The organism is Candidatus Thiodiazotropha sp. AKIB8, assembly GCF_058244675.1.
On sequence record NZ_JBSYOO010000049.1, the window covers coordinates 1 to 25,662 of the forward strand.

The following is a 25,662-nucleotide window of genomic DNA, read 5'->3' on the forward strand; positions in this document are numbered from 1 at the left end:
ACTCAATATACTCGGCGCCGAACATTTCAGAGCGTATTGCCAAAAAAGACATCAGGCGAATGAGATTATAGCGATCATGTGATTGTATGGCATTGTTTTACATGGGTAATTACGTATTTCACCACATTGGAAGCCATGAGGTGGCAAGGAAATAATCCCAATTATTCTTTGGCAATAAAGCCTATTGGCAGCATAGAAAAACTATCGACGTAAATGCTGACACTCATGCTCAAAGCACACAACCGAAAGGTCTAGTGGAATTAAAATAATACTTTCACAGTCTCTGGAGCATGGGAACGAGAAAAGCTTGAAAACTTGATGGCAATAAAGACAGGGGACAAGCTCTAATGCCATGACATTTGAAGGGATAGCATCTGATATGGTATTTGAAATGGTGAGGCAGGGCCGACACCCTACGCTCCATTCTGGCTTTTGGTGGGGCATGGCCCCACCCTACCCTGAACAGTGCGCCTCTTATTCATTCCCTCGCTGGAGCGTAGGAAAAAGGAAATACAAGTCGCCAGGTTATTGGAAATGCGATCTGTAGGGTGCTGGCCCTGCCGCACCATTCTGCCCGTTCTGGCTTTTGGTGGGGCAGGGCCCCACCCTACCTATCTTGAGAAAATGTAGGTGCGGCCTGGCCGTACCATCCAATTAGCACGCTAAAAAACAACTCAAAGAGTTTCCAGGATTTCCGCAAGCAGTTTACCGTCCAATGGATGTAAGGTATGGCTGAGTGGCGATTGCCGGACCTGAACCCTGCCTTTCAGCGCTGAGACACTATTCATGTCTTGGCTAAACGCCGGCACCAACTCGTCTCCCATACCAACTGGGCCAGAACGCACCACTGAAAGATAGTGAATCTCAGGATGAGGTTGGCGATTTAGCCAAAACAATAGGTTTCCAGGACGCTCAGGGGTTAGATCCAGTAATACGCCCCATGAGTCACGCACCACGTCATAGAGATCTCCGACAAGCAAGGATTTCACTGTACTGACCGGAAACAGATCGTCAGTCTTATCCAGTGCCTCAACGGATCTTAGGGTTCCCAAATGGGGCGATGCAATGGTAATCAATGCCTTTGTTTTCGGTATTCCACCCATCACCAGTGCTGCTCTTGCAACAACACCACCTGCTGAGTGACCAATCAGTATCAATTGCTCTTGAGGGTGACGTTTAGCTATGGCATTCAGCATATCCCTCAGAACCCTTGCCTGGATCATAATGGGCTCGATAGAGGGAAGCTCAACCGTGTAAAACTTATTTTTCGCTGATGCCGATGAGAGTGGAAGCAAGCCTCGGGCTGTGAGTACACCTGCCTGTTGCCAGCCTGCCTGATGAAGTCTATTGCTGATGCCGCTATGCTCCCAGGAAGCGGCGCTTCCAAGATAGCCATGCACCATAACCGCCACATCGGCCCTTGCCGATAAGGTAACCAGACTCAAGAATAAAACAGCAAACCATTTCATATTCAAACCCTCCTTACGCCATGCTTTGGTAATAGAGATTCTGCGGGTGTTTAGCCTCGGTAAAAAAGTGGTATCGCTCTAGAATAAGTCCCAGATATTGAATTAAAAAAGCGGCAATCGGTAGTCGCGATGATTCCAATACATAAGCAAGAAGAATCAATAGCACTGGCAGAATGAACACCATCAACAGAAAGCCGTAGCGAATCATCTGCAAAAAGGCTTCACTTTTACCATGGAAGAACTCACGGGTATTGAATGACCCTCCCATAAAACCCTGGGCCTTCTGGTGAAGATGCGCATGGTGCACCCCAATTGCTGACTGAAGGCTGACCTTGCAGCGGAATTCACTGTTACGATAGAGCGTCGCACCGCGGCTTATCGCTCCAAGCAAAGTTGCCACAACTGCCCAGGTGCCATAAAAAACCACCAAGTTCGATCCCTGATAGGCTGACACGGCAGCGGCCAGCATAAAGCCAGATGCTATACCTAGGAAAAGAAAGTTGGCTACCGTCAAAGGAGAGTGCCAGGCCTTGATAAAGCGAAGGCTGGCGTAAATCATGGCGGTACAGAGAAACAGTAAAAAAGTCGCCACGGTACCAATGGCACCGATAATCAAAGTGATATCCACCGGTAAGGTTTGCGATATAACAAAAAGAGGTTGAGTCCATTCCAGATAGTGAAATAGACCATACATTGCCGTTAAGGCCATTGTGACAGGCAGTATAATCACTTCACGGGATAGCCAGGAGGTTCGCCATTGAGTCGCTGCTCGCCAGGCCCTTTCTGGACGACCTAAATGAAACACCGATGCGATCAGTCCGGCAATCAGCAACAACAGGGATAAGATACTGCCCTGGGCATAGAACTCATCACTCTGCACCGGCAGCAAATTGGCCAGTGAGTAGAGTTGGCCTGTAAACAAGGCTAAAAACAGCCCCTGTCCGACACCTATCAAGGTGGTCAGGAATATTACAGAAAAGGCTGGATGCATGATTAATTCTCCGAAACTCAAATATCATGAAGGTTTTCGCTTGCAGCGTGCCTAACCATTACGCTTTCAGCCATCGCAATCGATACACCATTCATGAACATAAATTCATTGTCCATCTGGACGCTCTTACCAAGCCACATCATCAAGAGTCTCACCACCTTCAGGCAGGCTGGGCAGTTGCTCTTTCTTCAGCGGATTGTCAGCTCGTACCAACTCATCCTCATGAATCTGGATACGAGTCTTGCGTCGAGGCAGATAGTGATTTGCCGGTTTGGTACCCCATTCAGGCTGCAAGGCATAGCCACCCTGTTCACGGATCGCTACAGAGACTACCGAATCGGGATCATGCACATCGCCAAACAATCTGGCACTGGTTGGACAGGCCAAAACACAGGCGGGCTTACGTTCTGATTCCGGTATTGTCTTATCGCTAATGCGATCGATACAGAGGGTGCACTTTTTCATCACCCGCTGTTTTTCATCAATCTCGCGGGCGCCGTATGGACAGGCCCAGGAGCAATATTTACAACCGATACATTTGTCATAGTCCACCAGCACCACACCATTATCCTCACGTTTATATGAGGCACCTGTCGGACAGACCGGAACGCAGGGTGGATCTTCACAATGCAGGCAAGACTTGGGAAAGTGATAGGTCTCAGTATGGGGGAATACACCGGCCTCATAGGTCTGTACCCTATTGAAGAAGGTGCCGTTTGGATCTTCGTCATAGGGCCGTTTATCAGTCATGGAACCAGCCCAACCGGAGGTATTCCACTCTTTGCAGCTGGTCACACAAGCGTGACAGCCGACGCAGACGTTGAGATCAATGACGAGTGCTAGTTGTGTCATTTTATTAAACCAATAGTTAGATCATTCATTTGATGTTGTGCTTGCGCCGAAACATGCCGGCAAAGTAGGCCTGCCATTTACCTCGGCGAGGATCCTGACCTGGCACTCTCTTTTGCACTTTAAACTGGGGCGAGGTCACCTTGGGTTCATCCTTGCCGGCCGGATAGATCTTGACCCGCACATCAAACCAGGCCGCCTGCCCGGTTACGGGGTCAGAATTCGACATGAACTCTCCCGCTTCACAAGGTGGCAGCTCTTCAGAAATCAGATGATTGAGCAGAAACCCCTTCTGTGACTCATTCGCTTTGTCACTCAACCCCCAGGCACCGGCTGCTTTACCGATCGCATTCCAGGTCCAGACCGTACTCGGCTCTACCGCCTCAGAGAATCGCGCCATACAGCGCACTTTGTTGGTTGGCGATTCCACCCAGATCCAATCACCGTCTCCAAAACCACTCGCTTCCGCCAGCTTGGGATTGACGAATAGATAGTTGTGGGTGTGGATCTGACGCAACCAGGCATTCTGGGAATCCCAGGAGTGGTACATCGCCATCGGGCGCTGGGTCAGGGCACTGATCTGATACTGTCTGTTATCGATCAGCTTGTGCTCCAGCGGTGCAGTGTAAAACGGCAGTGGATCGAAATTTCTGTCAATCCGTTTACGTAACCGCTCCGGTGGCTGCTTACCCGGTAATTTCCCCTGGGCTGCCAGACGAAAGCGCTGCAACACTTCGGAGTAGAGATGTATCGTTATCGGCTCCACATAACGGGTCATGCCGTGGGCTCTTGCCCACTCCAGGTAGCCCTGATTCCAGTTGCGCATGTATTGATACGATTTTGGCAACTCGTATTGGTAGAAACAGCCGTTTTTCTGGTACATCTCCCATTGGCGGGGATTGGGTTCACCTTTAAGAAACTTCTCACCACCTTTACCCCGCCAGCCGGCCAGAAAGCCGATCCCGGAACCAGGAGAGCTTTCATAGTTGGTGATAAAATCCGGGTAGTCCCTGAATTTCCGACTACCATCCTGTTTCACAAAAGCCGGTAAACCAAGTCGACTGCCCAGTTCAATCAATACCTCTTGGAATGGTTTGCACTCCCCTTTCGGCGGCACCACAGGGATACGCACAGAGTCCACAGGCCCCTCAAATTCAGAGATTGGCCTGTCGAGCATCGACATCGCATCGTGACGCTCTAAATAGGTGGTATCGGGCAGCACCAGGTCGGCAAAGGCAACCGTCTCTGACTGGAAGGCGTCAGCAACAATAATGAACGGAATTTTGTACTCACCATGCTCATCCTTGTCTTTCAGCATATCCCGAACATTTTCGGTATTCATGGAGGAGTTCCAGGCCATATTCGCCATGAACAGCAACAGAGTGTCAATTGGATAGGGGTCACCCCGCCAGGCATTGGTGATGACATTGTGCATCAGTCCATGCACCGATAAGGGATACTCCCAGGAGAAAGCCTTGTCGATTCTTACCGCCTCTCCCTGTTCATCTACAAACAGATCGTCTGGCTTGGATGGCCAACCCAGAGGCATGCCGTCCAAAGGCGTATTCGGTTGCACACCCTCTGGTGAGTTGGGTGGCTTGGGACAAGGGGGAATGGGCCTTGGAAACGGGGCTTTGTGACGAAAACCACCTGGTCTGTCGATGGTGCCCAGAATGGTCATCAGGATACCCAGTGCACGGATCGCCTGAAAACCGTTGGAGTGAGCAGCCAGCCCACGCATGGCATGAAAGGAGACAGGATTACCAGTGACACTGGCATGGTCGTTACCCCAGCTGTCTGTCCATTGAATCGGCAGTTCAATTTTCTGGTCACGAGCTACCACACCCATTTCATGGGCCAGGCGCTTGATTGTCTCAGCAGGAATTCCGGTGATGTCTTCGGCCCACTCTGCGGTGTACTCTTCCACACGCTCTTTCAGCAGCTGAAAAGCCGGCTTTACTGAGGTGCCATCCTCAAGGGTGAAATTCCCCAACAGTCGGGGGTCAGTACCGGGTGTATGGGTTGAAATTTCCCGATCCAGCTCCCGATCCCACCAGAGTTTATTCTCTGGATCGAAGCAGCCCTCTTCCACATGGGTCTCAAAGCGACGGAAGAGGCCGTAATCGTCACACTCCTGGTCATCAACAACAAGTTCGGCAGAGTTGGTATATTTGATCAGAAACTCTCGATCGTAGAGTCCCTGCAGGATCAATTCACGGATGATCGCCAGTATCAGAGCGCCATCGGTACCCGGCTTGATGGGCACCCACTCATCGGCAATGGCTGAATAACCGGTGCGGATCGGATTGATGGAGATAAAACGTCCACCCCGCCGTTTAAAATCGGCCAGGGCAATCTTCATTGGATTGGAGTGGTGATCCTCTGCTGTACCGATCATGATGAACAGCTTGGAGCGCTCCAGATCGGGCCCACCGAACTCCCAGAATGAACCACCGATGGTATAGATCAGGCCAGCGGCCATATTGACTGAGCAAAAGCCGCCATGGGCTGCGTAGTTTGGCGTACCGAACTGCTTTGCAAACAGCCCTGTTAGGGCCTGCATCTGATCCCGGCCGGTAAACAGCGCAAATTTCTTGGGATCCTCCCCCCGTATTTTTCCAAGACGCTCTTCAATCAGGTCGAAGGCCCGCTCCCATGAGATCTCTTCAAATTCTGAGTCTCCCCGCTCAGCGCCCTGCTTACGCAGTAGTGGCTTGGTCAGCCGCGCAGGTGAGTACTGTTTCATGATACCGGATGAGCCCTTGGCGCAGATCACCCCTTTGTTTAGCGGATGGCTGGGATTACCCTCGATATGGCGTACTTCCCCATCCCTTAGGGTGACCCTTATTCCACAGCGGCAGGCACACATATAACAGGTGGTCTCTTTGGTCTCGACACGACCCAGATCGCTGTCAGATTGTTTTGTAGGATCCTGCATGGTGAAAAGCCTTGGTTTGAATTCAGTATGGGTAAGAATATCCTTATATTAGCTTTTTATGATTTACCATGCCAGCAATTACCATCACAATCCTTTGGGGGAGGACATACTTCATTTAATGGCGTTTAATAAGATTGACTAAGCCAACGCTCGTATGTTGCTTCGCCAGAACCGGAGAAACCGGTAGAAAAGCGGTTAATTTTTGGTTTGGTTTTTTGCCGTATCCTGTAGATTAAATCAATTTCCCTATTCAACAGATCCGGCTGAGGGTTACCTAAATTACCACGCCTAGTAACGATACCTCTCCACAACCTCGTAGCCGTACTCCTGCTTCCAGCCCCAGGAGTAGTTGCGCAGATCATATAGCGCTGCCCGCTCCGCCTCTGCTGAGGAGCGTGGACTGAAGCCACATCCATAACTGGTACGCGGTTTTCCACGTAGGGTGGTGTATACCGTTTTTACGATCACCATATAGGCATGGGGCAGATCGGTACTTGCCTGGGCGTGAACATCCTGACCTTTTGTTCGATAGCCTTGATCAAGAAGACGCTGTTTCGCTTTCAGCAGCGCTGTTTCCGCACTATCTGAGAAGGAGGCGTGCCACTCAATGGCGAGGGAGTCACCCTGGCGTTTGGCAACCACACAACTGCCACCAGCCCAGACTGATGCCGGAAACAGCAATCCCAGAATAATAAGCAGAACCAGACCCTTCATGAGAGAGGGTGTCGGGCGTGAACGTCGATCACAGCGCCTCCTTGAGTGATTCAAGATATTCCCAGCGTGCATAGGCCTGCTCCAGGTTTTGTTCCACCTCTGTCATCTGCAGCTGTAGCTCACCAACCTGTTCTGCCCCGGATGTCTGATAGAGATCGGGATTACTCAATTGGGCTTGGAACCCACTCAGGGATTGCTCCAGCTGTTCGATCGTTTGAGGCAATTGATCCAATTCGCGCTGATCTTTATAACTCAGCTTTGCTCTCTTGTTTTTCGGCTTTTCTTTCTGAGACTTGACCTTTTCCTGGTTGATTTTCTGCGCATCTTGCCGAAGCTCACGGCTTTTTTGCTCCCAGTCACTGTAGCCACCAACAGATTCTGAGAGCCTGCCCCCCTCCTCAAACACAAGACAGCTGGTCACAGAATGGTCGAGAAACTCCCGATCATGGCTCACCAGCAGCAGCGTCCCCTGGTAGCTCACAAGCAGCTCCTCAAGTAACTCCAGAGTTTCAATATCGAGGTCATTGGTAGGTTCATCAAGAACCAGAACATTGGCAGGCCTGGTAAACAGTTTAGCCAACAGCAGTCGGTTACGCTCACCACCAGATAAGGCATGTACCGGGGCTCTCGCCCGTTCTGGGGTGAACAAAAAGTCCTGTAGATAAGAGATGATGTGCTTGCTTTTGCCATCCACCTCAACCTTGTCGCTACCCCCGCCCACATTTTCCTGCACAGACAATGCTTCATTCAGCTGGCTGCGTAGCTGATCAAAATAGGCAACTTGTAGTTGAGTTCCTAACTTGATCTTTCCTTTGTCAGGCTGCAACTTCCCGAGCAGCAGATTTATCAAGGTCGTTTTGCCCGATCCGTTAGGACCGATAATACCAACCCGATCACCTCGCATGATGGTGGTTGAGAAGCCTTTGATCACGGGAGCCCCCTCCCAGGCAAAGTCGATACCCTCCACCTCGACCACCAGTTTTCCAGACCGCTCCGCTGACTGCAGCTGCATCTTCACTTGTCCGGTTGTATTGCGTCGTTTGCTGCGCTCATCTCGCATCGATTTGAGCATTCTGACCCGCCCCTCGTTACGGGTTCTTCTCGCCTTGATGCCCTGTCGAATCCAAACCTCTTCCTGGGCCAGTTTTTTATCGAATCTATCATTGGCTTGGGCTTCAGCATTCAGCATCTCCTCTTTTCGACGCAGAAAATTGCCATAGTCTCCAGGCCAATCAGTCATCTGCCCCCGGTCAAGTTCGAGAATCCTGGTCGCCAGCCGGCGTAAAAATGCCCGATCATGGGTAACAAACAGAACTGCACCTGGAAAACCAAGCAATAGATTTTCCATCCAGTCGATCGCCTCAATGTCGAGATGGTTGGTTGGTTCGTCCAGTAACAGCAGATCGGGTTCGGTAACCAATGCCTGAGCTAACAGCACCCGGCGCTTCAAACCTCCTGAGAGTTCACTGAATTGGGCATCTGCATCCAGTCCTGTGCGGGAAATAACAGTTTCCACCCGTTGCTCCAGCTGCCAACCACCTGAGGACTCAAGATCATGCTGCGCCTCTGCAAGTGATTCCAACAGCGCCTGATCTCCCTCCTCGGCCAGACGATGACTGATACGGTGGTAGTTCTTGAGTTTTTCTGCCAGCCCTCCCATGCCGTCAGCAACCAGGTCATAGACAGATCCGGAAACATCCTCGGGTACCTCCTGAATCAGACGGGCGATATCCACACCGTTACTGACTACACGCTCACCATCATCTGCGATCTGAGACCCCATGATCACCTTCATCAAGGTCGACTTACCCATACCGTTACGCCCCAACAGCGCGATGCGTTCTCCTTTTTCAATACTCAGGTTGACCCCATCCAGTAGTGGCGCATCGCCAAAGCTCAAGTGGAGGTTGCGCAGGGTTATTAACGGCATTGGTATTCCTGTATTTAAAGGCCCTTGTCGATGCAAAAGAGAAGCTTTTGATCACAGAGTAATAGCCTGATGAGGTGTGATTATCTCACAGCACTCCAGACTCGTCTCTTACCCTGGAAACAGGAGAACCGCGACAACGCTTAGGAGGGGTGGTTACCAGGTAATGGAGGAGGACTACGAAAATCCTGAAAGCGGATGTATCTGCAGCTTATAACTGCTCAGACTCCCAAGCCATCAATAGACGACTGACGTGGTGAGGCGCCTCTTCATTAAGCAAAATATTTTCCTGGCTCTGTATACCATCGATGAGTTTATGAATGCTGGTTATCAATGGTTGCAATCGCTCTCGCTCACCCTGCTTATCAACTAACCGCTGCACACCTGAGATCCGCTGATTAACCACCTCAACCAACAAATTCAGATTCTCCTTCCAACGCTGATAGCAGGTCTTGTTGTGCACGGGCATATTGCGCACTAAAACTGAGACAAATTTTGTATTGATTAAAGTGCGATGACCAAAATCGATGATTCGGCCTTTGTCATACATACTTTCCATCATCTCCTGATCCAATACCCCCACTTCACCGGCATGGGAAAAATAGTGGCCGCTGGAGGTCATACGTATAATCACCCGTAAACCAAATCGCTCAAAAGTGGTCAGCATCTGTTCCCCAAGAGAGCGGATATCATCGCACTCAAGACTGACAGAGATAAACTTCGCCAGCTCCCCAAGTTCAGCACTGAACGCCAAAGACTCTTCCATCTCCTCCTGAACCAGAGACGAGCGTTGCTTCGCATTCTGCAGATCATGATGATTGTTGAAAGCAATTCGAATCTTCAGTAACAGCTCATCTACATCATAGGGCTTGGAGACATAGTCATCAGCGCCGGCCTTATAACCAGCCAGACGCTCGCTTAATCTGGAGAGCGCAGATACAAAGATCACAGGGATCGGTGAGGTAGCTGGATTGGCCTTAATGATTCGACAGACCGTCAAGCCATCCATCAACGGCATATCGACATCAAGCAGTATCAGATCAGGTGGATCCTGCTCAAGCTGATCGAGACACATCTGCCCATTTGAGGCCAATGAGACCCGATAAGTGATTTTCAATATCTGTGCAAGGCTTGTCAGGTTTGACTGTTGATCATCTACAACCAGTATATGGTGAAGTTTAGAAGTCGGTTCCTGGTGACTCATCATCCACATCTCCGGGGCAAATACAAAACACCGTTATTTGAGGCCATACTCCAGAAAGCAATTGCTATCCCCCTTACTGGACGCCAAAATAAAGCCTGGTTAGTACATCTAAATTCTATCCCTTTTTGATGATTCCGAAAGCCCCACATCAAAGATGGATTATTGTCAGTTTAGTGATTTTTATGCGCATAACCATACACCTCAGCCCGCACAGGTTCCACCGTCACTGGAAAAAATTCACTGCCTATCAATGCACGATCTGGTATGGTTGACAATGTAGCTATGTTTTTACCTGGGTAGTTCCGGTTTTCTGATTGGAAAAAGTCTATGCAAATGGAGGCTTTATTATAATCGGCATTGATTTTGTCTCCTCTGAGCTAAACCAAGCCGGTTTCGCTGCATGTTGAAACTGACAGTCAGGATGGATGAAAAATCAAACGCTTCAGAGCTATCTTAGGTAACTAAAAACGGGCACAATCGACTACTTCCAGAGATCACTATTTCTCGCTGATACGGAATATATTCTCAGGTGCCCCTAAAAGCCGTAAATTTTATGTGGTTAAAAAATAATTATGGTTAAAATCGTTACCTTTAAGGACGCCAGGGATGGAGTTGCAGACTGTCTGAAGTGCTCGTTACGCGAATCGGTTCTGTTTGCGGATCTCAAAGAAGAGGATTTCGAGAAGCTCCACGACCCGATAGATCAGTACACACTCCCAGCCGGATCAACCCTCTATCATGCTGGTGACAAAGGCGACCGCATGTACACAGTGCGCAGCGGCATTCTCAAATTGGTGCAGTATCTGCCTGATGGGAGTCAGCGCATCGTTCGCCTTATCCGCACCACAGATATTACCGGCCTCGAATGCATCGTTGGAGAGGCCTACCAACACGATGCGGTGGTTTTGCAGGAAACAGAGGTCTGCTCTCTGCCTGTCCGGGTAGTGGATAACCTCAGCCAAGAGAACCCAGCACTCCATAGAGAGCTGCTCAACCGTTGGCAGAAAGCACTCAATGAAGCCGATGCCTGGCTCACTGAACTCTCTACCGGTTCTGCAAAACAGCGTGTTGCGCGATTGTTACTGAGGTTGGTGAAAGACACCCAAGAGAGTCAGTGCAGCCTGTTTGCCCGTGAAGACATGGGGGCCATGCTGGGTATTACCACTGAGACGGCGAGCCGAACCATTGCCGAGTTCAAGCGCCAGAGTCTACTGATTGAAACCACTCCCAACCAGTTCTTACTGGACACACCAAATCTTCAAAGAATTGCAGAGGATTGATCATTTTCAATGCCTTAGCTGGCCTGTAAGCATTACATTCCCCGGATAATCAATTGTTCAACCATCACCACCGATGGACAATGGAGATGCCACTTGCAACAGGTCGTCGAGGAAATTGGGCTTCCGGTATTTTCACTCCAGATCGATACAGCGGATTGTCGCTTCAAATCGGTTGAAGAGATCGTCGCCTATTTAGAGTCAGAAATCGCTGGTCACAAATCGGCCCGGTTCATTGCCACTTTCAATCACTTGAAACACACGTCAGAACTGCCCGAGGGGCAATTGGCGGAAGGCATAATCGCTGCCTACAATGTTCTTTTCTGCTTTGGATTTACCCTCCAGGCGCCAGAGCAATTGGCCTGCCGTCCAAGATCCATTGGCATCTGTCAGATGGAAGATCAGATCACCGTCTCATTTATCGAGGCACCTATGCCTGTAGCCAATGCAGTGATGGAAAAATGGGCAAATTCACTGATGATAGAGCATCCTGCATCTACTTCCAGTCCGATGAGACCCGAAGCTAAAAAGATCCTCTCCTGAGCAAACAAGAGATGTAATTGAACGATGAAAATTGCTGTAACCAGTCAGAACTTTCGCACCATCACTGCTCATGCAGGTAAATGTCGCCGTTTTCTTATTCTAAGTCGGAATGGCGACGGTGAATTAGTTGAAGTGGATCGGCTGGACCTACCCAAAGATATGTCGATGCATGAGTTCAAAGGCCGGCAACATCCGCTGTTCGAATCTGATGTGTTACTGACAGCCAGTGCTGGGCAAGGTTTTATCAGACGCCTGGATCAGGAAAAGACCCAGGTCATCTGTACCAGTGAAACCGATCCCTATGCCGCAGCCAGTGCCTTGCTGGATGGCAGACCACTGCCAGCAGCAGAACAACACACGCACCATCAGCCAAGCACACCCATCATGCCGGGACTTTGAAGAATCAGAACTCCATTTCCAGATCATCTATTACCTGATCGATACCAGCTTGTGCGCAAGCCTCATCCGTTTCACCTGAAGGTGCGCCACTCACCCCTACTCCACCAAGCAGTTGTCCACCCGCTTGAACCGGCAGGCCTCCGGCAGACATCACCAAGCCATCTATCCGCCCGATGGGGCTGTCGGCTCTATCTTTCAGTGCTGAGGTGGCAGCATTGAAGTTGACCGCAGTAAAGGCCTTTTGACGACTGATAGGCAGTGTAATTTGAGCCGCAATCGTGTCACGCATGGTAACTTGTACAATCCCATTCCGGTCGACCACGGTCACACCTATCTGGATACCCTGCTTACGACAGGCCTCAACTGCACCTAATGCGATCTGATTGGCTTTTTCCATCGTCAGACGTTTCAGATTAACCGTAGGTGACGCCTCGTCATCAGCATGTACTACAGGGACTGCCAGAAACAGCAGCATACTTGCCAGTGCTATTTTAGATTTTTTCATTATCCTCTCCTCAGTGGCTCTTTCTTGGCCATATATTATTGTTTAGTCGGACTAAATCTAACAGTTAACTGTTACTATTCATCTCATTATTGATAGTGATTCTGCACATATTCATCCACCAGCTGAATGAACTGCTGTGCAATATTCTCGCCTTTCAGGGTGACGCTTTTCTCCCCATCCACATAGACAGGTGCTGAAGGGGACTCACCTGTTCCTGGCAGGCTGATACCAATGTTAGCCTGTTTGCTCTCACCAGGGCCATTGACAACACACCCCATGACAGCAACCGTTAGAGAGGCCACTTCTGGGTATTTTTCACGCCACACAGGCATGCTTTCACGAAGATGGGTCTGTACCTCTTTTGCAAGATGCTGGAAAAAGGTGCTGGTTGTCCGCCCACATCCTGGACAAGCCACTACCATCGGCGTAAATGCACTGATCCCCATGGATTGAAGCAGCTCTTGGGCTACAATCACTTCCTGGGTTCTTGCTCCACCCGGTTCCGGCGTCAAAGAGATTCGGATCGTATCGCCAATACCTTCTTGCAACAACACCGCCAGGGCAGCACTGGAGGCAACTATCCCCTTTGAACCCATCCCCGCTTCAGTAAGACCGAGATGAAGCGCATAATCGCAACGCTTTGCCAGCTCCCGATAGACAGCAATCAGATCCTGTACGCCACTCATCTTACAGGAGAGGATGATTTGCTCAGGTGAGAGACCTAGTGCCACCGCACGTTCCGCACTTTCGAGAGCAGAGGTCACCATGATCTCCCGGGTCATCTGGTCGGCTGGAAGAGGATTCTCAGAATTTGCATTCTGATCCATCATTCGGGCGACGAGTCCCTTATCAAGACTGCCCCAATTAACACCAATTCGTACCGGCTTCCCGTAGCGGCAAGCCAGTTCGATCATAAGAGCGAACTGATTATCACGCTTCTCACCACTTCCCACATTACCCGGATTGATACGATATTTTGCCAAGGCCTGGGCGCAGTCAGGATAGTCACTTAACAGACGATGGCCGTTGAAGTGAAAATCTCCGACCAGAGGAACATCAAGACCCATCTGTTGCAGGCGATTTTGGATTTCGGGTACTGCCTCTGCAGCAGCCTCATTATTGACTGTGATTCGCACCAGCTTTGAGCCTGCACGGGCCAGCGCAGCCACCTGCTCAGTAGTCGCGTCGATATCAGCTGTATCGGTGTTGGTCATAGACTGTACAACCACAGGTGCGTCACTCCCAATGTGTACTCCGCCAACCAGAACACTTCGGGTTTGATGTCTTTGAATTGCCACGCTTGTCAATGCCTCTGTTTACCTACTTGGTTTGGCACGATTTTGCCTGACTGGAGATGCCTCGCCAACACCCTTGTGAAAGCGCAGCGATGAGAAAGTTCATGGTAGTGCGCTAGTGTGGTGATGCCCGGCCGACGGCCGGGCTGCTGAGAAGAGTGTAAACTATTTCAGTTTACCGATACCTAGCATCTTCAAAATATACTTTTCATAGATTGGCTCGGATGTACCTTTCTTCATCTTGCGGATGAAATACTTCTCAAAGGCGATCTTGGCCATATGAACCCACTTGCCTTTCTTGAACCAGGCAACGTTGCGAGGAGGGATTTGAGGCAGAGCCACGAAGGCTGCTCCTGTATCGCCCATATCTGCCAGGCAGATGGCGTTCCAGGTTGCCAGAGTTGTACCCTCTCTTCCTGCCAGATCATCAGCAATGTTGTGCACAATAGCGGTTACCATTGATTCGATCATATAGCCAGTCTTAGGGGCACCTGTTGGTACTGCGGTCGCTTCCACAGGGGGTATTGCAATACAAACACCGGCAGCATAGATGTTGGGATATTTTGGATTGCGCTGATGATCATCAACAAACACGAAACCACGTGGATTACACAGCCCATCAACCTCTGCCACGGCTTCAACACCTTTGAAGGCGGGTAACATCATCGAATATTTAAACTCAAGCTCATGATCTTTGATCTTATGGCCTGAATCATCGTACTGTTCGACGATCATCTTACCCTTTTCAACCTTGGTTACCTTGGCATTGGTTATCCAGTTGATATGGTGATTGCGGAAATCGCTCTCGAGAAAACCCTTTGAATCCCCCACACCACCAAGACCGAGATGGCCGATATAGGGCTCAGAGGTAACAAAGGTGATCGGTATTTTGTCACGAACCTTCCGCTTTCGCAGATCCGAGTCCATGATGAAAGAAAATTCATAAGCCGGGCCGAAACAGCTGGCAAATGGCATTGCACCAATAATCACATGTCCAGGATCATCCAACAGATCGAGATAAGCCTGATAAGCCTTCTCAGCATGATCAACTGTACAGATTGATTCGGTAAAACCCTCCGGCCCTGAACCCTCAACTTCTTCAAATGCCAATCTGGGCCCAGTTGCAATAACCAGGTAGTCAAAGTCGACCGAATCTCCACCATCCAGGGTAACCGTCTTGGCTTCGGGATCAATCTTTGCGACCCTATCGGCAATAAAATTGATACCTTTCCGCTCCAAATGGGGACGAATATCAAAGGTGATGTGGGAACGATCACGCCAGCCGACTGCGAGCCAGGGATTTGAAGGAACGAACTGGAAATACTCCCGCTCGTTGATCATTGTCACTTCGTGTTCACGACCAAGTTCCATGCGAAGTTCATAAGCACAGGGCATCCCACCTGTACCGGCACCTATTACTACGATATGCGCCATCTTAGGAAAACCTCCATCCACTCCTGAAATTATTAGTATGCGGTGATGCCAGGAGAGGACACAGCACCGCTAGCTTGTGAAGTTGTCAGTTTATATTCAAGTTACTGAAAATCAAAGCTAATAAAGCATTTCCGCATACAGTAATCTACTGTATTACTTAAACTTTCTGCATCCACACCAACAACATTCAATTTTTCAATCAGGCTGATTACAACGCACCACTGACGCCAAGCCTGAGGCTTAAAAGCTTTAGATCTGAGTCTCTACTGGCGTGTAAACCAATCACTGACGCTACTCTGGGAGGCGAGGCTGAGTTTTGCTTCCAAGTGTGGCAGATGTTGCGTGATCAAGGATTTAACCAACTCCGCAGAGTTATTTTTTTCACTGATATGAGAGGCAACCAAATTGTGTAATCGTTCAGTAGGCAGTTGATTTAGCAACTGTAGTGCTTGATGGTTACTTAAATGGCCAAGGCCACCACCAACCCTGGCTTGCAATGAACGGGGATAGGGTCCATTCGCCAACATCTCCGAATCATGATTGAACTCCAATACAAGATTATCGCAATCCTTTAGGATTTGACTGATATGGGGCGTTATATGGCCAGCATCGGTCAATACCCCCAGGCGGTGTTTGGCTGATGTAAATACAAATTGGCAGGGTTCTCTGGAATCATGTGGTACTGGATATGGCAGAACGGAAAGATCCCCGATGGAGAAGGGCCCTGCATGACTGTCTATCAGCTGCAGATCGGGGAGAGATCCATAGCTGACGCTATGAAATGTACCTGGCGTCATCCACACCGGTAGCTGGTAACGTCTCGCCATGGCACCCACACCCCGTATATGGTCACCATGTTCATGGGTTACCAGAATTGCCGTAAGCGTAGTGGGATCAATCGCCAACTGGCTGAGCCTTGCCTCTACTTCACGAGCTGCAAAGCCGCAATCGAGCAGCACCCTGACATGGGCAGTCTCCAGCAGCAGCGCATTGCCGCGACTGCCACTTCCGAGAATCGCAAAGCGTAGCGACACTAATCAGCGTATCTGTTCGTGAATCAGTCCAAGTATGGTTTCAACAGCTATGGCATCGGCTTCTCCACCCTGCTCATTTCTCACCACAACCTGGGTAGTTGTTCCGTCAGATAAGAGTTTCACCTGATATTGAGCCTCACTGTTGATCTTTTCTTCATCATCCGACCAGAATGCAAGCTTGGAGAGAAACCCCTCATCCTCTTTTTCATCTTCCGATAATTGGCTGTAACGAACAAAATAGGTGCCATTGGATCGATCCCTGTCTTCCACCGCAAACCCAACCCGATCAAGGGCAACCCCAGTCAGTCTCCAGGCTCGGGCAAACTCTTCGTCGATCCACAATTCCGGTAATTCTCCAGTCGTCAGCAGACGAGAACGATCTGCTCGTTCGCTGGATGCAGAGACCGCCTCCTTAGCCTTCTCAGAGGAGACACCAAGATGCACCATAAGGCTGCGTAGCATAGAGGCCTCGACCTCAGGATCATTGGGACGAGGGGTCCAATAGGTGGTATCCGCATCACCACTGATATTTTCTTTCAGCTTCTCTTCCAATCCTCTATGGGTTAAATAGAGTTCAGTAGTTCCTTGCTCGAGTCCCCGATCCAATCTGACCCGAAACTGATCCCTGGTGGCTGATGAGTAGATACCGCCCAGGGCTTTTCTGAAGAATTCAGTAATAAAGCCTTGCTTGATATCAGCACGGCTCTCCAGCCAGTCCGTTTTCATGACACCGACTTTTGGATTCTGCTCGATCAGAAGTAGACCGTTTTTACGCCAGAATGCCACTACTTTCGGCCAAACTCGACGTGGTTCAGCATCGATAACCAACCAGCGCTTATCACCATCACGTTCGACTCGTATACCTTCAAATTCAGGTAATACTTCCTCGGCAACTATGGAGCCGGAAGTTCGTTTATCCCGCTGACTGGCATACTCCTCGTAGGAGGCACTGCCAGCACCAGGAATAGCCATTGCATCCTGAATGGTCTGGCTGGTTAGATCTGGAGGTATCTCCAAGTCATCGACAGTCTCTTGCTGAGTTCGGTATTCACGCTCCGAATCGGAGAAAAATCCACCATCAGAACTGCAACCAGACAATGACAGAATCGATAAGGATAGAGAGATAAAAATTAGGTTTAAGCGCATATTCAAGGAGTTTTGCCAGATTGTACTGTGTTGCCTATGACAAGGATTTTGACTTCAAGTTTTGAGCAGGAAGAGGTTTGGCACTTCTTACTCGGGACTTTCGGTGCATGAAGGCTGTATTTAATAATCACAAAACCCCTGCCTGCTGCATGGCAGCACGCACTGGCGGCTCTGATGTTTGTGTCATCCAGGTAAGGGGTAACCGGATACCCTTCTGAGCAAGCCCAAGCTCTGTCATCGCCCATTTTACCGGAATCGGACTCGATTCCACGAAAAGTGCACTATGCAATCCTGCCAGACGCTTATCAATTGCCTCTGCCTCAGAGCGGTTGCCTGCCAAAGCAGCAGCCACCATATCATGCATCAAAGCTGGTGCTACATTCGCTGTTACAGAGATAACCCCGTGACCGCCTCTCAGTAGAAACTCACATCCGGTGGCATCGTCACCACTATAGAGCTCGAAATCAGAACTGCAGAGATCCATTATCTGCTGTAACCGGTCAAGATCACCTGTTGCCTCTTTGACCCCGATAATATTCGGGATAGGTGCCAGACGCGCAATCGTCTCGGGGAGCATATCGCAGGCGGTACGACCTGGGACATTGTAGAGAATCTGAGGAATATCGACCGCTTCGGCCACAGCCTTGTAGTGCTGAAAGAGCCCTTCCTGGGTAGGCTTATTGTAATAGGGCGTAACCAATAGACAGGCATCTGCCCCAGCCTCTTTGGCACAGCGTGTCAGATCTATTGCCTCTCGGGTAGAGTTGGCCCCGGTACCGGCAATAACCGGAATGCGTGAGTCAACATATTCAACCACACGACGAATAACCGCACAGTGCTCCTCTTCATCGAGGGTAGCCGATTCACCTGTCGTGCCGACAGCCACTATGGCATCACTGCCCTGCTGGACGTGAAAATCCACCAACCCTTGCAGAGCGCCATCATCCAGGACGCCATCTTCACTCATGGGAGTGATCATTGCTACCATACTGCCGTGAAACATCAGTCCACACCCCTAATTTTGATCAATCCGCAATGTTAGCCTGTGGCTCGTGACTCTGACAAGTGGCACAAATTTAAACCATGACATATCGCTTGTGACTCACCCCTGGTGGTACACTCAACAAAACCCTGAACAATAACTGACTGTAAGAGATCCCAATGTCCACACCGAAGAACTTTCTGGTTATCTCGGCACTCGGCAAAGACCAACCCGGTATCGTCAAGAATCTTTCCAAAAAGATCCTCGACGAGGGCTGCAATATTACCGACAGCCGGATGACTGTACTCGGCGGCGAATTCGCCATACTGCTTCTGATCGAAGGGCCGTGGAATACCCTGGCCAAACTGGAGTCAGCTGTTCCTGAATTGCAAAAAGATTTGGGCCTGACAATCATCTGCAAACGTACAGAGGGCCGCATTCCATCGAGTAATCAACTGCCCTATCTCGTTGAAGTGGTCTCCATGGATCACCCTGGCATTGTCAATCAATTGGCTGAGTTTTTTTCCGAGCGTCAAATCAATATTGAAGATATGACTACTAGCAGTTATTCCGCAGCCCACACCGGCACACCGATGTTCTCGGTACACCTGAGTGTCGGCATACCATCGGAAACCCAGATTGCCGTGCTGAGAGAGGAGTTCATGGACTACTGTGATGCCCTCAACCTCGACGCAGTCATAGAACCGATCAAAGGTTAAGGAGGAATCACCACAAATGAGCGCTGTCGCCATTGGAAAAACCGTAGCCGATATCCCACTCCCTGCTACGGGAGATAAACAGATAAAATTCAGTGATTTCCGAGGTAAGCCGATTGTGCTTTACTTCTACCCCAAAGCAAGCACACCAGGATGTACCCAAGAGGGTCTGGATTTCACTGCAGCGATTGCCAAATTCCGCCGACAATCTGCTGTAATACTTGGCGCCTCCAGAGATGGAGTAAAAGCGCAGGAAAACTTCAAATCCAAACAAGGATTTCCGTTTGAGCTGCTATCTGACAAAGATGAAACCCTATGCCAGGCCTTCGATGTCATAAAAATGAAATCGATGTATGGCAAGAAGGTAAGAGGGATCGAGCGCAGTACTTTCCTGATCGATGAGGCTGGTAAGTTACGCTATGAATGGCGAAAAGTTAAAGTGAAAGGCCACGTTGAAGAGGTATTGGAGACACTTAAAGCCATGCGGGCTGGAAATCTCTCCTGAACCACACCCTAAAAAACCGTTGTATTGAGTTTCATGCCAATGAAGCTCATCGCCTGCCTGAGAATTGAGACCGAGCATGTCAGAATCCCAAACCAATAAACCACGCTTGTTTGTCCTTGATACCAATGTATTGATGCATGATCCGACCGCCCTCTTTCGCTTCAAAGAGCACGATATCTTTCTTCCCATGGTGGTACTTGAAGAGCTTGATAAGGGCAAGAAGGGCATGTCAGAAGTGGCAAGGAACGTTCGCCAGACCAGTCGTTTTCTCGACGAACTGATGGGACACGCCTCCCAGGAGACAATCAGCCAGGGATTACCCTTGAACACCCTGCAGCTGAATGGCACCAGTGATGCAATTTCTGGACACCTATTGTTTCAAACCAAACCAGTCACCAAGGATCTGCCACTCTCGTTACCGGGCAACACCCCTGACAACAACATACTCGCCACAGCGCTCGATCTTCAATCGGAATACCCTGAAAAAAGTATCGTACTGGTATCCAAGGATATCAATCTACGCATTAAAGCCACCGTACTCGGAATCCGGGCTGAGGACTATAGCAATGATCAGGTGTTGGAAGACGTCAATCTGCTCTACAGCGGACTCGATGAGGTTGAACCTGATTTCTGGGAGCAGCATACAAAAGAGCTTGAATCATGGCAGGAGGAGGGTAGAACTTTTTATCGTGTCACTGGACCCGATACTCAATCCTGGTATCCGAGTCAGTGCCTTTACTTAAAGGGCGATGAGGGATTTCAGGCAATTGTCAGGGAGCAGCAGGATAGTAGCGCCGTCATTGAGCTGGCTGAGGACTACAGTAATCCCAAACATGCTGTTTGGGGCATCACCGCACGCAATCAAGAGCAAAATTATGCGCTGAATCTATTGCTCGATCCGAACCTCGACTTTGTATCACTTTTAGGTACAGCCGGCACAGGTAAAACCCTGTTAACACTGGCCGCCGGATTGGTACAGACACTTGATCTCAACATCTATCGTGAAATCATCATGACCAGAGTCACTGTTCCCGTTGGTGAGGATATCGGTTTTCTACCCGGCACCGAGGAAGAAAAAATGACTCCCTGGATGGGGGCATTGATGGATAACCTTGAGGTACTCACCCAGACCGAAGGTGGTGAATGGGGTCGCGCTGCAACAGAAGACCTGCTGCGCAGCCGTATTCGAATCCACTCCCTCAACTTCATGCGAGGCAGAACCTTTCTCAACAAATTCATCATCCTGGATGAGGCTCAAAACCTCACACCCAAGCAGATGAAAACCTTGATCACCCGTGCAGGACCAGGTACTAAGATCGTCTGCCTGGGGAATGTCGCGCAAATCGACACCCCCTACCTGACTGAGACCACCTCCGGTCTGACCTATGCAGTGGATCGTTTTAAGAACTGGCCTCACAGTGGCCATATCACCTTGCAGCGTGGAGAGCGTTCTCGATTGGCCGATTATGCATCAGCTAACCTTTAAGGAGCCCCTGAGACATAGATAAATCGGTTCCTGATGGCTGAAAGGCTCCAATGCTGCCATAGCCCTTCGCGAGCCGTAGGATGGGGCCATACTCCACCAGAGAAGTTGGAAAATTGAATCAAGTTGCCTCAAATTCACACCAGCCATGCAGAAATAACACTATCTGAATCTCTTGATGTGCTTGGGTCTACGCACCATTCAGTGGATACTTCCCCTATCCACAATACTCTTAAGTTCGCTGATAGAGCGTCTATAGATCTCTGCTGTCTGGTTATAACTGGCGATTAAGCCGCCGGTATCCCCCTGTCTGCCTTTGAACTCAAGGTCTCTGGCGAGGATGGAAAGCTCCATAGCGCCAACATTTGCGCTGCTCGATTTCAGGGGATGGGCCGATTTAACCAATCCATCCATATCACCGGCCTTTACGGCGTCACGAATTCCAAGCATCAGCCCAGGTGCGCTCTTAAGATAACTCTCAAGCACAGAGACGAAATCCTCTTCCATGATTTCGTATAGCTCTTCTAATACGTTACGATCAATCATGCCACCAGATGACATGCCCGTATCTCCAACATGCAGCAAATCCTCACTCGATAAATCAATTTCTGCCCCTTCTTCAGTTTCTTGAACAGGCTCTGTTAGACTAGCATCACTGCCCTCACTTATCATCTCTTCCATCGGCAACCACTGACGCAGCATATTTTCGAGCTGGGCCGGTTTTACCGGCTTTGACAGATAATCGTCCATACCCACTGCCAGGCAGCGCTCCCGATCCCCAGCCATGGCATTTGCTGTCATGGCAATAACCGGGGTACGCATCAACCCCTGCTTCTGCTCCCGATCCCGAATTGCCTCTGTGGTTTCATATCCATCCATTCTGGGCATCTGGCAATCCATCAGTACCACGTCGAACTGCTCTTCGCTCATCGCTTGAATAGCTTCGATACCATCATTTGAGGTTATTGGAGAGAGACCAGCCTTCTCCAGCATTTTCTTCACAACTGCCTGATTGACTGGATTATCTTCAACCACCAGCACCCGCCCTGCCAACCTGGTATGAGACTGATCCTGCTTAGCATCATCTTCCCGAATGGCACCAGGTTCTTGCTGTGGTTCAAGTTGACTATCCAGCCAATTGAAATGGTCGTCCGGCATACGTGGAATCGGTACCTCTTCCGGCATAGTTGTCACCCCAGAGGTCTGCTCAACATCGAATATTCGATTTAACCGTTGTTTGATCTCTTTGCCGGTCGTGTTGGCAGTTAGACACTCGACACCCAAGGCCTCGTAGGTCGTAGAGGCTTCATACGGCACGTTCACGGCCAGAATCATGACATCGCGCATATGCGCCACTTCTCTCGCCGAATTGATGGTTTGGGCCAGATTAATACTGGTTAGTGAAGCATCGAACACAATCAGCTCATAACGCCAGCTCACGCCTAGGTTTGCTGAAGATTTGAGTTTATGGAGAGCATCGTATTGATCCACAGTCTGTTCCACCATCATCCCCTCTTCCTTAAGGGTATAGAACAACTGCCGGGCCTCTTGAATTTGTGTATCAGCAACCAGCAGGGTGCGAATATCCTGCAGATTCCGTCTTCCAGAAGGCATCTCTTGTAGAGATTTTCTCATTGGCAGGATAAACCAGAAAAAAGAGCCTTGATTCGGCGTAGATTTGACCCCGATCTTACCCCCCATCAACTCAGTCAGTCTTTTGCAGATCACCAGACCCAAACCGGTTCCACCATGCTTGCGCGTGGTTGATGCATCTGCCTGTGAAAAGGGTTCGAACAGACGCTCTACCTGTTCCTGGGTCATTCCAATCCCCGTATCACGTACCGCGAACATCAGTTCAACCTCTGTACGGGAGGTTTGACGATTAGACAATTCAACCGTGACCTCACCGTGCTCGGTAAACTTAATTGCGTTGCTTACCAGATTAGTGAGAATCTGACGCAAGCGCATGGGATCACCCCTTACGGTTTTCGGTACACCCCGTTCGATTCGATAGTTGAGTTTTAAATTGCGTCGATCAGCAGCGTTCTTCATCAAGGAGGTTACCTGCTCAATGGTATTTACCAGATTGAGCTCAATAAATTCCAAATCGAGTTTACCCGCTTCAATCTTTGAGAAGTCGAGAATATCGTTAATGATGCTGAGCAATAGCTGTGATGAATTGAGCGCTGTGCCGACAAACTGTTTCTGCTCCCGATTCAGCTTGGTCTCAAGCAACATTTCGAGGATTGGCAGAATGCCATTCAAAGGTGTTCGGATTTCATGACTCATGGTGGCCAAAAACTCAGATTTGGCCAGGTTCGCACCTTCTGCCTCCTCCTTGGCTAGAAACAGCTCCTGCTCAACGGACTGACGCTGATCGTTTTCCTGAATCAAGCGACTCCTCATCTCACTCAATTCTGTTTCCGAAGCAACCATACGCTCATGTAACAACACCCGATTTGCGGCCATCAACAGGTAGCCCTGCTGATATACCGTCATCCATGCAGAGAGAATCAGTAACGCAAGAGCATAAGCAATCAACCCGGCGAGGAACTCTTCACTGACCCCCTCTTTATCGCCATTCAGCACCAGTACTATCAGAAGTGTTGCCGACAGCACGAAAACTATGCTGAAGAAGGTATCAATAGTGAGTAGCAGGGCAGTCAGCAGGAAAACAGTACCGATCAAAACCAGATCGATGACCAGATAGTTGGTTGATTCTGGATTGAATAGTAGGTGCACCAACGCTGCAGCCCATAACAAGCCAAGCAAAAGAACCCCAGGAAGCATGGCGTAACGCCAGAACTGCAAATTTTCAAGCTGACTTTGCCTGGAAAACAACGTCAGTGTCGTTTGTCCCAGCAACACAACTGCAAGCAGTCCTCCCCAGACAATACCCAGGTTGAACTCCCAGACTTTGTTGAGATAGAAAAAGAGCACTCCAGCGATTAAATTCGCAATAATGAGTGTAATGCCATTGGCATATAACAGGCGAATTCGTTCTTTTTTGATTTTTATCGCTTCTGCGTCTGGATCTGACATGCGGGTAACTTAAGAGCCTTAGATCACAAATATATAGTAAATTAGCACATCATGAATACAAGTGTCTCATCTTCAGTTACTTTACCCGAAGTAAAATTGCCTTTATTTTGTATTAGAGGCACTTTGAACAGCACTATTTCGCTCCAAATGTTCAGCAGTTTTCTGAGGTTGCTTTGATTACCGACGCCAACACAATTTCCCGAATTATCGAACAATTCCATTTCCTGCAGAGCGCAGATAGTGACTTCGTACAACGCTTTTTCGATCGTGTTAACAAGATAGAGTTGCCCCCATCACAACCAATTTGCCATCAGGGCACCCAATGCAGTCATCTCGCACTGGTCATCTCGGGAGTGGCGAGGGTCTATAAAATCAGTGACAGCGGTAGAGAAATCACATTATACCGAATCGGCCCGGGTGAAAGCTGCATCCTGACTGCCTCCTGTATCATCAACGACGAGCCCTTTCCTGCCTATGCGATAACTGAAGAGCCAATTGAAGCAGTGCTGATCAGTACGGCTGATGTGATACGTTGGACTGATGACACGCCCGCCTGGAGAAACTATCTTTTCAATCTTATCAGCAGTCGCTTAAGTGAAGTCATTGGGGTGGTTGAGGAGATTGCTTTCCGCCGTGTTGACCGCCGCTTGGCCAGCTACCTGATACAGAGAGCTGATACCATTGATGGATCTATCGAAACCACACATCAGGTAATAGCCTCAGACCTCGGAACTTCCAGAGAGGTGGTCAGTCGCATTCTTAAAGACCTCGAGCAGCAGCAAATGATCTCCACAGCCAGAGGTGTGATAAAAATCTGCAACAGAGACAGCCTCTACGAAAAAAGTAGTGAAACTCAATAAACCAAGTGCTGTGTGACTTAGTCACATACATTTACTGGATCAGGGCTTATCCTCTGCTTTGACCTCTACCAGCACAACGGAAATCTGAACTCGTTGGCAGCTTGGTGGTTTAATCGAATAACTCAGGAGAAATAGCATGACTCAAAATGTAGGCGGTATTGAACGAATTCTCAGGATTGTTGGCGGACTGGCCATTCTTGCATGGGGCTTTCTGCTCAGTGACCCAATCAACTGGTTAGGGGCTATTGGCGCTGTTCCTCTGGTCACAGGCCTGGTCTCCTTCTGCCCACTCTGGACACTGTTTGGAATCAACACCAAAAAAGCCTCCTGAGCTTACTTTCAGCTTCAA

General features: G+C 49.4%; 22 protein-coding genes. 8 read left to right on the forward strand and 14 right to left on the reverse strand.

Features of this window, described 5'->3' with window-relative positions; genetic code table 11:
• Positions 1–674: 674 nt before the first annotated feature.
• The 7 genes from AC4IFB_RS16815 to AC4IFB_RS16845 form a co-directional block, all read right to left on the reverse strand.
• Positions 675–1,469: an esterase/lipase family protein gene (locus AC4IFB_RS16815; protein WP_490780766.1), complete on the reverse strand. Its 795-nt coding sequence runs from the start codon at positions 1,467–1,469 to the stop codon at positions 675–677.
• A 13-nt stretch (positions 1,470–1,482) separates the two neighbouring features.
• Positions 1,483–2,460 carry a sulfite dehydrogenase subunit SoeC gene (soeC, locus tag AC4IFB_RS16820; protein WP_490777918.1) on the reverse strand — a complete coding sequence of 326 codons (978 nt, stop codon included), beginning with the start codon at positions 2,458–2,460 and terminating at the stop codon, positions 1,483–1,485.
• 126 nt (positions 2,461–2,586) lie between these two features.
• Positions 2,587–3,312: a 4Fe-4S dicluster domain-containing protein gene (locus AC4IFB_RS16825; protein ID WP_490780767.1), complete on the reverse strand. Its 726-nt coding sequence runs from the start codon at positions 3,310–3,312 to the stop codon at positions 2,587–2,589.
• Positions 3,313–3,337: 25 nt separating this feature from the next.
• Complete coding sequence (gene soeA, locus AC4IFB_RS16830; protein WP_490780768.1) at positions 3,338–6,247, reverse strand: sulfite dehydrogenase subunit SoeA; 2,910 nt, start codon at positions 6,245–6,247, stop codon at positions 3,338–3,340.
• 288 nt (positions 6,248–6,535) lie between these two features.
• On the reverse strand, positions 6,536–7,015 hold the full coding sequence (locus AC4IFB_RS16835) for a hypothetical protein (RefSeq protein WP_490780769.1): 480 nt from the start codon (positions 7,013–7,015) through the stop codon (positions 6,536–6,538).
• Complete coding sequence (locus tag AC4IFB_RS16840) at positions 6,990–8,891, reverse strand: ATP-binding cassette domain-containing protein (RefSeq protein WP_490780770.1); 1,902 nt, start codon at positions 8,889–8,891, stop codon at positions 6,990–6,992. Before AC4IFB_RS16840 ends, AC4IFB_RS16835 begins: the two co-directional genes overlap by 26 nt.
• 208 nt (positions 8,892–9,099) lie before the next feature.
• Positions 9,100–10,095, reverse strand: a complete 996-nt coding sequence (locus AC4IFB_RS16845) for a response regulator (RefSeq protein ID WP_490777913.1) — start codon at positions 10,093–10,095, stop codon at positions 9,100–9,102.
• Positions 10,096–10,664: 569 nt separating this feature from the next.
• Between AC4IFB_RS16845 and AC4IFB_RS16850 the strand changes: the two genes are divergently transcribed.
• The 3 genes from AC4IFB_RS16850 (at position 10,665) to AC4IFB_RS16860 (ending at position 12,311) form a co-directional block, all read left to right on the forward strand.
• Positions 10,665–11,372, forward strand: coding sequence for a Crp/Fnr family transcriptional regulator (locus AC4IFB_RS16850; protein ID WP_490777912.1), 708 nt, complete (start codon positions 10,665–10,667; stop codon positions 11,370–11,372).
• 93 nt (positions 11,373–11,465) lie between these two features.
• Entirely contained in the window at positions 11,466–11,912 is a 447-nt protein-coding gene (locus AC4IFB_RS16855; protein ID WP_490777911.1) for a DUF6858 family protein, read from the forward strand.
• A 24-nt stretch (positions 11,913–11,936) separates the two neighbouring features.
• Positions 11,937–12,311: a NifB/NifX family molybdenum-iron cluster-binding protein gene (locus AC4IFB_RS16860; RefSeq protein ID WP_490780771.1), complete on the forward strand. Its 375-nt coding sequence runs from the start codon at positions 11,937–11,939 to the stop codon at positions 12,309–12,311.
• 4 nt (positions 12,312–12,315) lie between these two features.
• Here the strand turns inward: AC4IFB_RS16860 and AC4IFB_RS16865 are convergent, their stop codons facing one another.
• From AC4IFB_RS16865 to dapA, 6 genes are all read right to left on the reverse strand, one after another.
• Entirely contained in the window at positions 12,316–12,816 is a 501-nt protein-coding gene (locus tag AC4IFB_RS16865) for a GlcG/HbpS family heme-binding protein (protein WP_490777909.1), read from the reverse strand.
• Positions 12,817–12,902: 86 nt separating this feature from the next.
• Positions 12,903–14,114: a flavodoxin-dependent (E)-4-hydroxy-3-methylbut-2-enyl-diphosphate synthase gene (ispG, locus tag AC4IFB_RS16870; RefSeq protein ID WP_490777908.1), complete on the reverse strand. Its 1,212-nt coding sequence runs from the start codon at positions 14,112–14,114 to the stop codon at positions 12,903–12,905.
• Positions 14,115–14,276: 162 nt separating this feature from the next.
• Positions 14,277–15,545 carry an NAD(P)/FAD-dependent oxidoreductase gene (locus AC4IFB_RS16875; protein ID WP_490777907.1) on the reverse strand — a complete coding sequence of 423 codons (1,269 nt, stop codon included), beginning with the start codon at positions 15,543–15,545 and terminating at the stop codon, positions 14,277–14,279.
• Between the two features lie 263 nt (positions 15,546–15,808).
• Entirely contained in the window at positions 15,809–16,579 is a 771-nt protein-coding gene (locus tag AC4IFB_RS16880; RefSeq protein WP_490780772.1) for an MBL fold metallo-hydrolase, read from the reverse strand.
• A 3-nt stretch (positions 16,580–16,582) separates the two neighbouring features.
• A complete protein-coding gene (gene bamC / locus AC4IFB_RS16885; protein ID WP_490780773.1) occupies positions 16,583–17,725 on the reverse strand; it encodes an NlpB/DapX family lipoprotein in 1,143 nt (380 codons plus the stop codon).
• A 127-nt stretch (positions 17,726–17,852) separates the two neighbouring features.
• Positions 17,853–18,728 carry a 4-hydroxy-tetrahydrodipicolinate synthase gene (dapA, locus tag AC4IFB_RS16890; protein ID WP_490780774.1) on the reverse strand — a complete coding sequence of 292 codons (876 nt, stop codon included), beginning with the start codon at positions 18,726–18,728 and terminating at the stop codon, positions 17,853–17,855.
• Positions 18,729–18,886: 158 nt separating this feature from the next.
• Between dapA and AC4IFB_RS16895 the strand changes: the two genes are divergently transcribed.
• From AC4IFB_RS16895 to AC4IFB_RS16905, 3 genes are all read left to right on the forward strand, one after another.
• Positions 18,887–19,426 (forward strand): glycine cleavage system transcriptional repressor, encoded by a 540-nt coding sequence (locus tag AC4IFB_RS16895; RefSeq protein ID WP_490777903.1) that lies wholly within the window; start codon positions 18,887–18,889, stop codon positions 19,424–19,426.
• 16 nt (positions 19,427–19,442) lie between these two features.
• Positions 19,443–19,928, forward strand: coding sequence for a peroxiredoxin (locus AC4IFB_RS16900; protein WP_490780775.1), 486 nt, complete (start codon positions 19,443–19,445; stop codon positions 19,926–19,928).
• Positions 19,929–20,004: 76 nt separating this feature from the next.
• A complete protein-coding gene (locus AC4IFB_RS16905; protein WP_490780776.1) occupies positions 20,005–21,414 on the forward strand; it encodes a PhoH family protein in 1,410 nt (469 codons plus the stop codon).
• Between the two features lie 198 nt (positions 21,415–21,612).
• Here the strand turns inward: AC4IFB_RS16905 and AC4IFB_RS16910 are convergent, their stop codons facing one another.
• Positions 21,613–24,453 (reverse strand): hybrid sensor histidine kinase/response regulator, encoded by a 2,841-nt coding sequence (locus AC4IFB_RS16910; RefSeq protein ID WP_490780777.1) that lies wholly within the window; start codon positions 24,451–24,453, stop codon positions 21,613–21,615.
• A 173-nt stretch (positions 24,454–24,626) separates the two neighbouring features.
• Here AC4IFB_RS16910 and AC4IFB_RS16915 point away from each other — a divergent pair, with 173 nt between their 5' ends.
• Positions 24,627–25,313 carry a Crp/Fnr family transcriptional regulator gene (locus tag AC4IFB_RS16915; RefSeq protein ID WP_490780778.1) on the forward strand — a complete coding sequence of 229 codons (687 nt, stop codon included), beginning with the start codon at positions 24,627–24,629 and terminating at the stop codon, positions 25,311–25,313.
• A gap of 136 nt (positions 25,314–25,449) precedes the next feature.
• On the forward strand, positions 25,450–25,644 hold the full coding sequence (locus tag AC4IFB_RS16920) for a YgaP family membrane protein (protein ID WP_490777898.1): 195 nt from the start codon (positions 25,450–25,452) through the stop codon (positions 25,642–25,644).
• Positions 25,645–25,662: the final 18 nt, after the last annotated feature.

Coding starts and splice junctions, on each gene's coding strand:
- AC4IFB_RS16815 (WP_490780766.1), bottom strand. CDS start 1,469: ATGAAATGGTTTGCTGTTTTATTCTTGAGTCTGGTTACCTTATCGGCA.
- soeC (WP_490777918.1), bottom strand. CDS start 2,460: ATGCATCCAGCCTTTTCTGTAATATTCCTGACCACCTTGATAGGTGTC.
- AC4IFB_RS16825 (WP_490780767.1), bottom strand. CDS start 3,312: ATGACACAACTAGCACTCGTCATTGATCTCAACGTCTGCGTCGGCTGT.
- soeA (WP_490780768.1), bottom strand. CDS start 6,247: ATGCAGGATCCTACAAAACAATCTGACAGCGATCTGGGTCGTGTCGAG.
- AC4IFB_RS16840 (WP_490780770.1), bottom strand. CDS start 8,891: ATGCCGTTAATAACCCTGCGCAACCTCCACTTGAGCTTTGGCGATGCG.
- AC4IFB_RS16845 (WP_490777913.1), bottom strand. CDS start 10,095: ATGATGAGTCACCAGGAACCGACTTCTAAACTTCACCATATACTGGTT.
- AC4IFB_RS16850 (WP_490777912.1), top strand. CDS start 10,665: ATGGTTAAAATCGTTACCTTTAAGGACGCCAGGGATGGAGTTGCAGAC.
- AC4IFB_RS16860 (WP_490780771.1), top strand. CDS start 11,937: ATGAAAATTGCTGTAACCAGTCAGAACTTTCGCACCATCACTGCTCAT.
- AC4IFB_RS16865 (WP_490777909.1), bottom strand. CDS start 12,816: ATGAAAAAATCTAAAATAGCACTGGCAAGTATGCTGCTGTTTCTGGCA.
- AC4IFB_RS16875 (WP_490777907.1), bottom strand. CDS start 15,545: ATGGCGCATATCGTAGTAATAGGTGCCGGTACAGGTGGGATGCCCTGT.
- bamC (WP_490780773.1), bottom strand. CDS start 17,725: ATGCGCTTAAACCTAATTTTTATCTCTCTATCCTTATCGATTCTGTCA.
- dapA (WP_490780774.1), bottom strand. CDS start 18,728: ATGTTTCACGGCAGTATGGTAGCAATGATCACTCCCATGAGTGAAGAT.
- AC4IFB_RS16895 (WP_490777903.1), top strand. CDS start 18,887: ATGTCCACACCGAAGAACTTTCTGGTTATCTCGGCACTCGGCAAAGAC.
- AC4IFB_RS16900 (WP_490780775.1), top strand. CDS start 19,443: ATGAGCGCTGTCGCCATTGGAAAAACCGTAGCCGATATCCCACTCCCT.
- AC4IFB_RS16905 (WP_490780776.1), top strand. CDS start 20,005: ATGTCAGAATCCCAAACCAATAAACCACGCTTGTTTGTCCTTGATACC.
- AC4IFB_RS16910 (WP_490780777.1), bottom strand. CDS start 24,453: ATGTCAGATCCAGACGCAGAAGCGATAAAAATCAAAAAAGAACGAATT.
- AC4IFB_RS16920 (WP_490777898.1), top strand. CDS start 25,450: ATGACTCAAAATGTAGGCGGTATTGAACGAATTCTCAGGATTGTTGGC.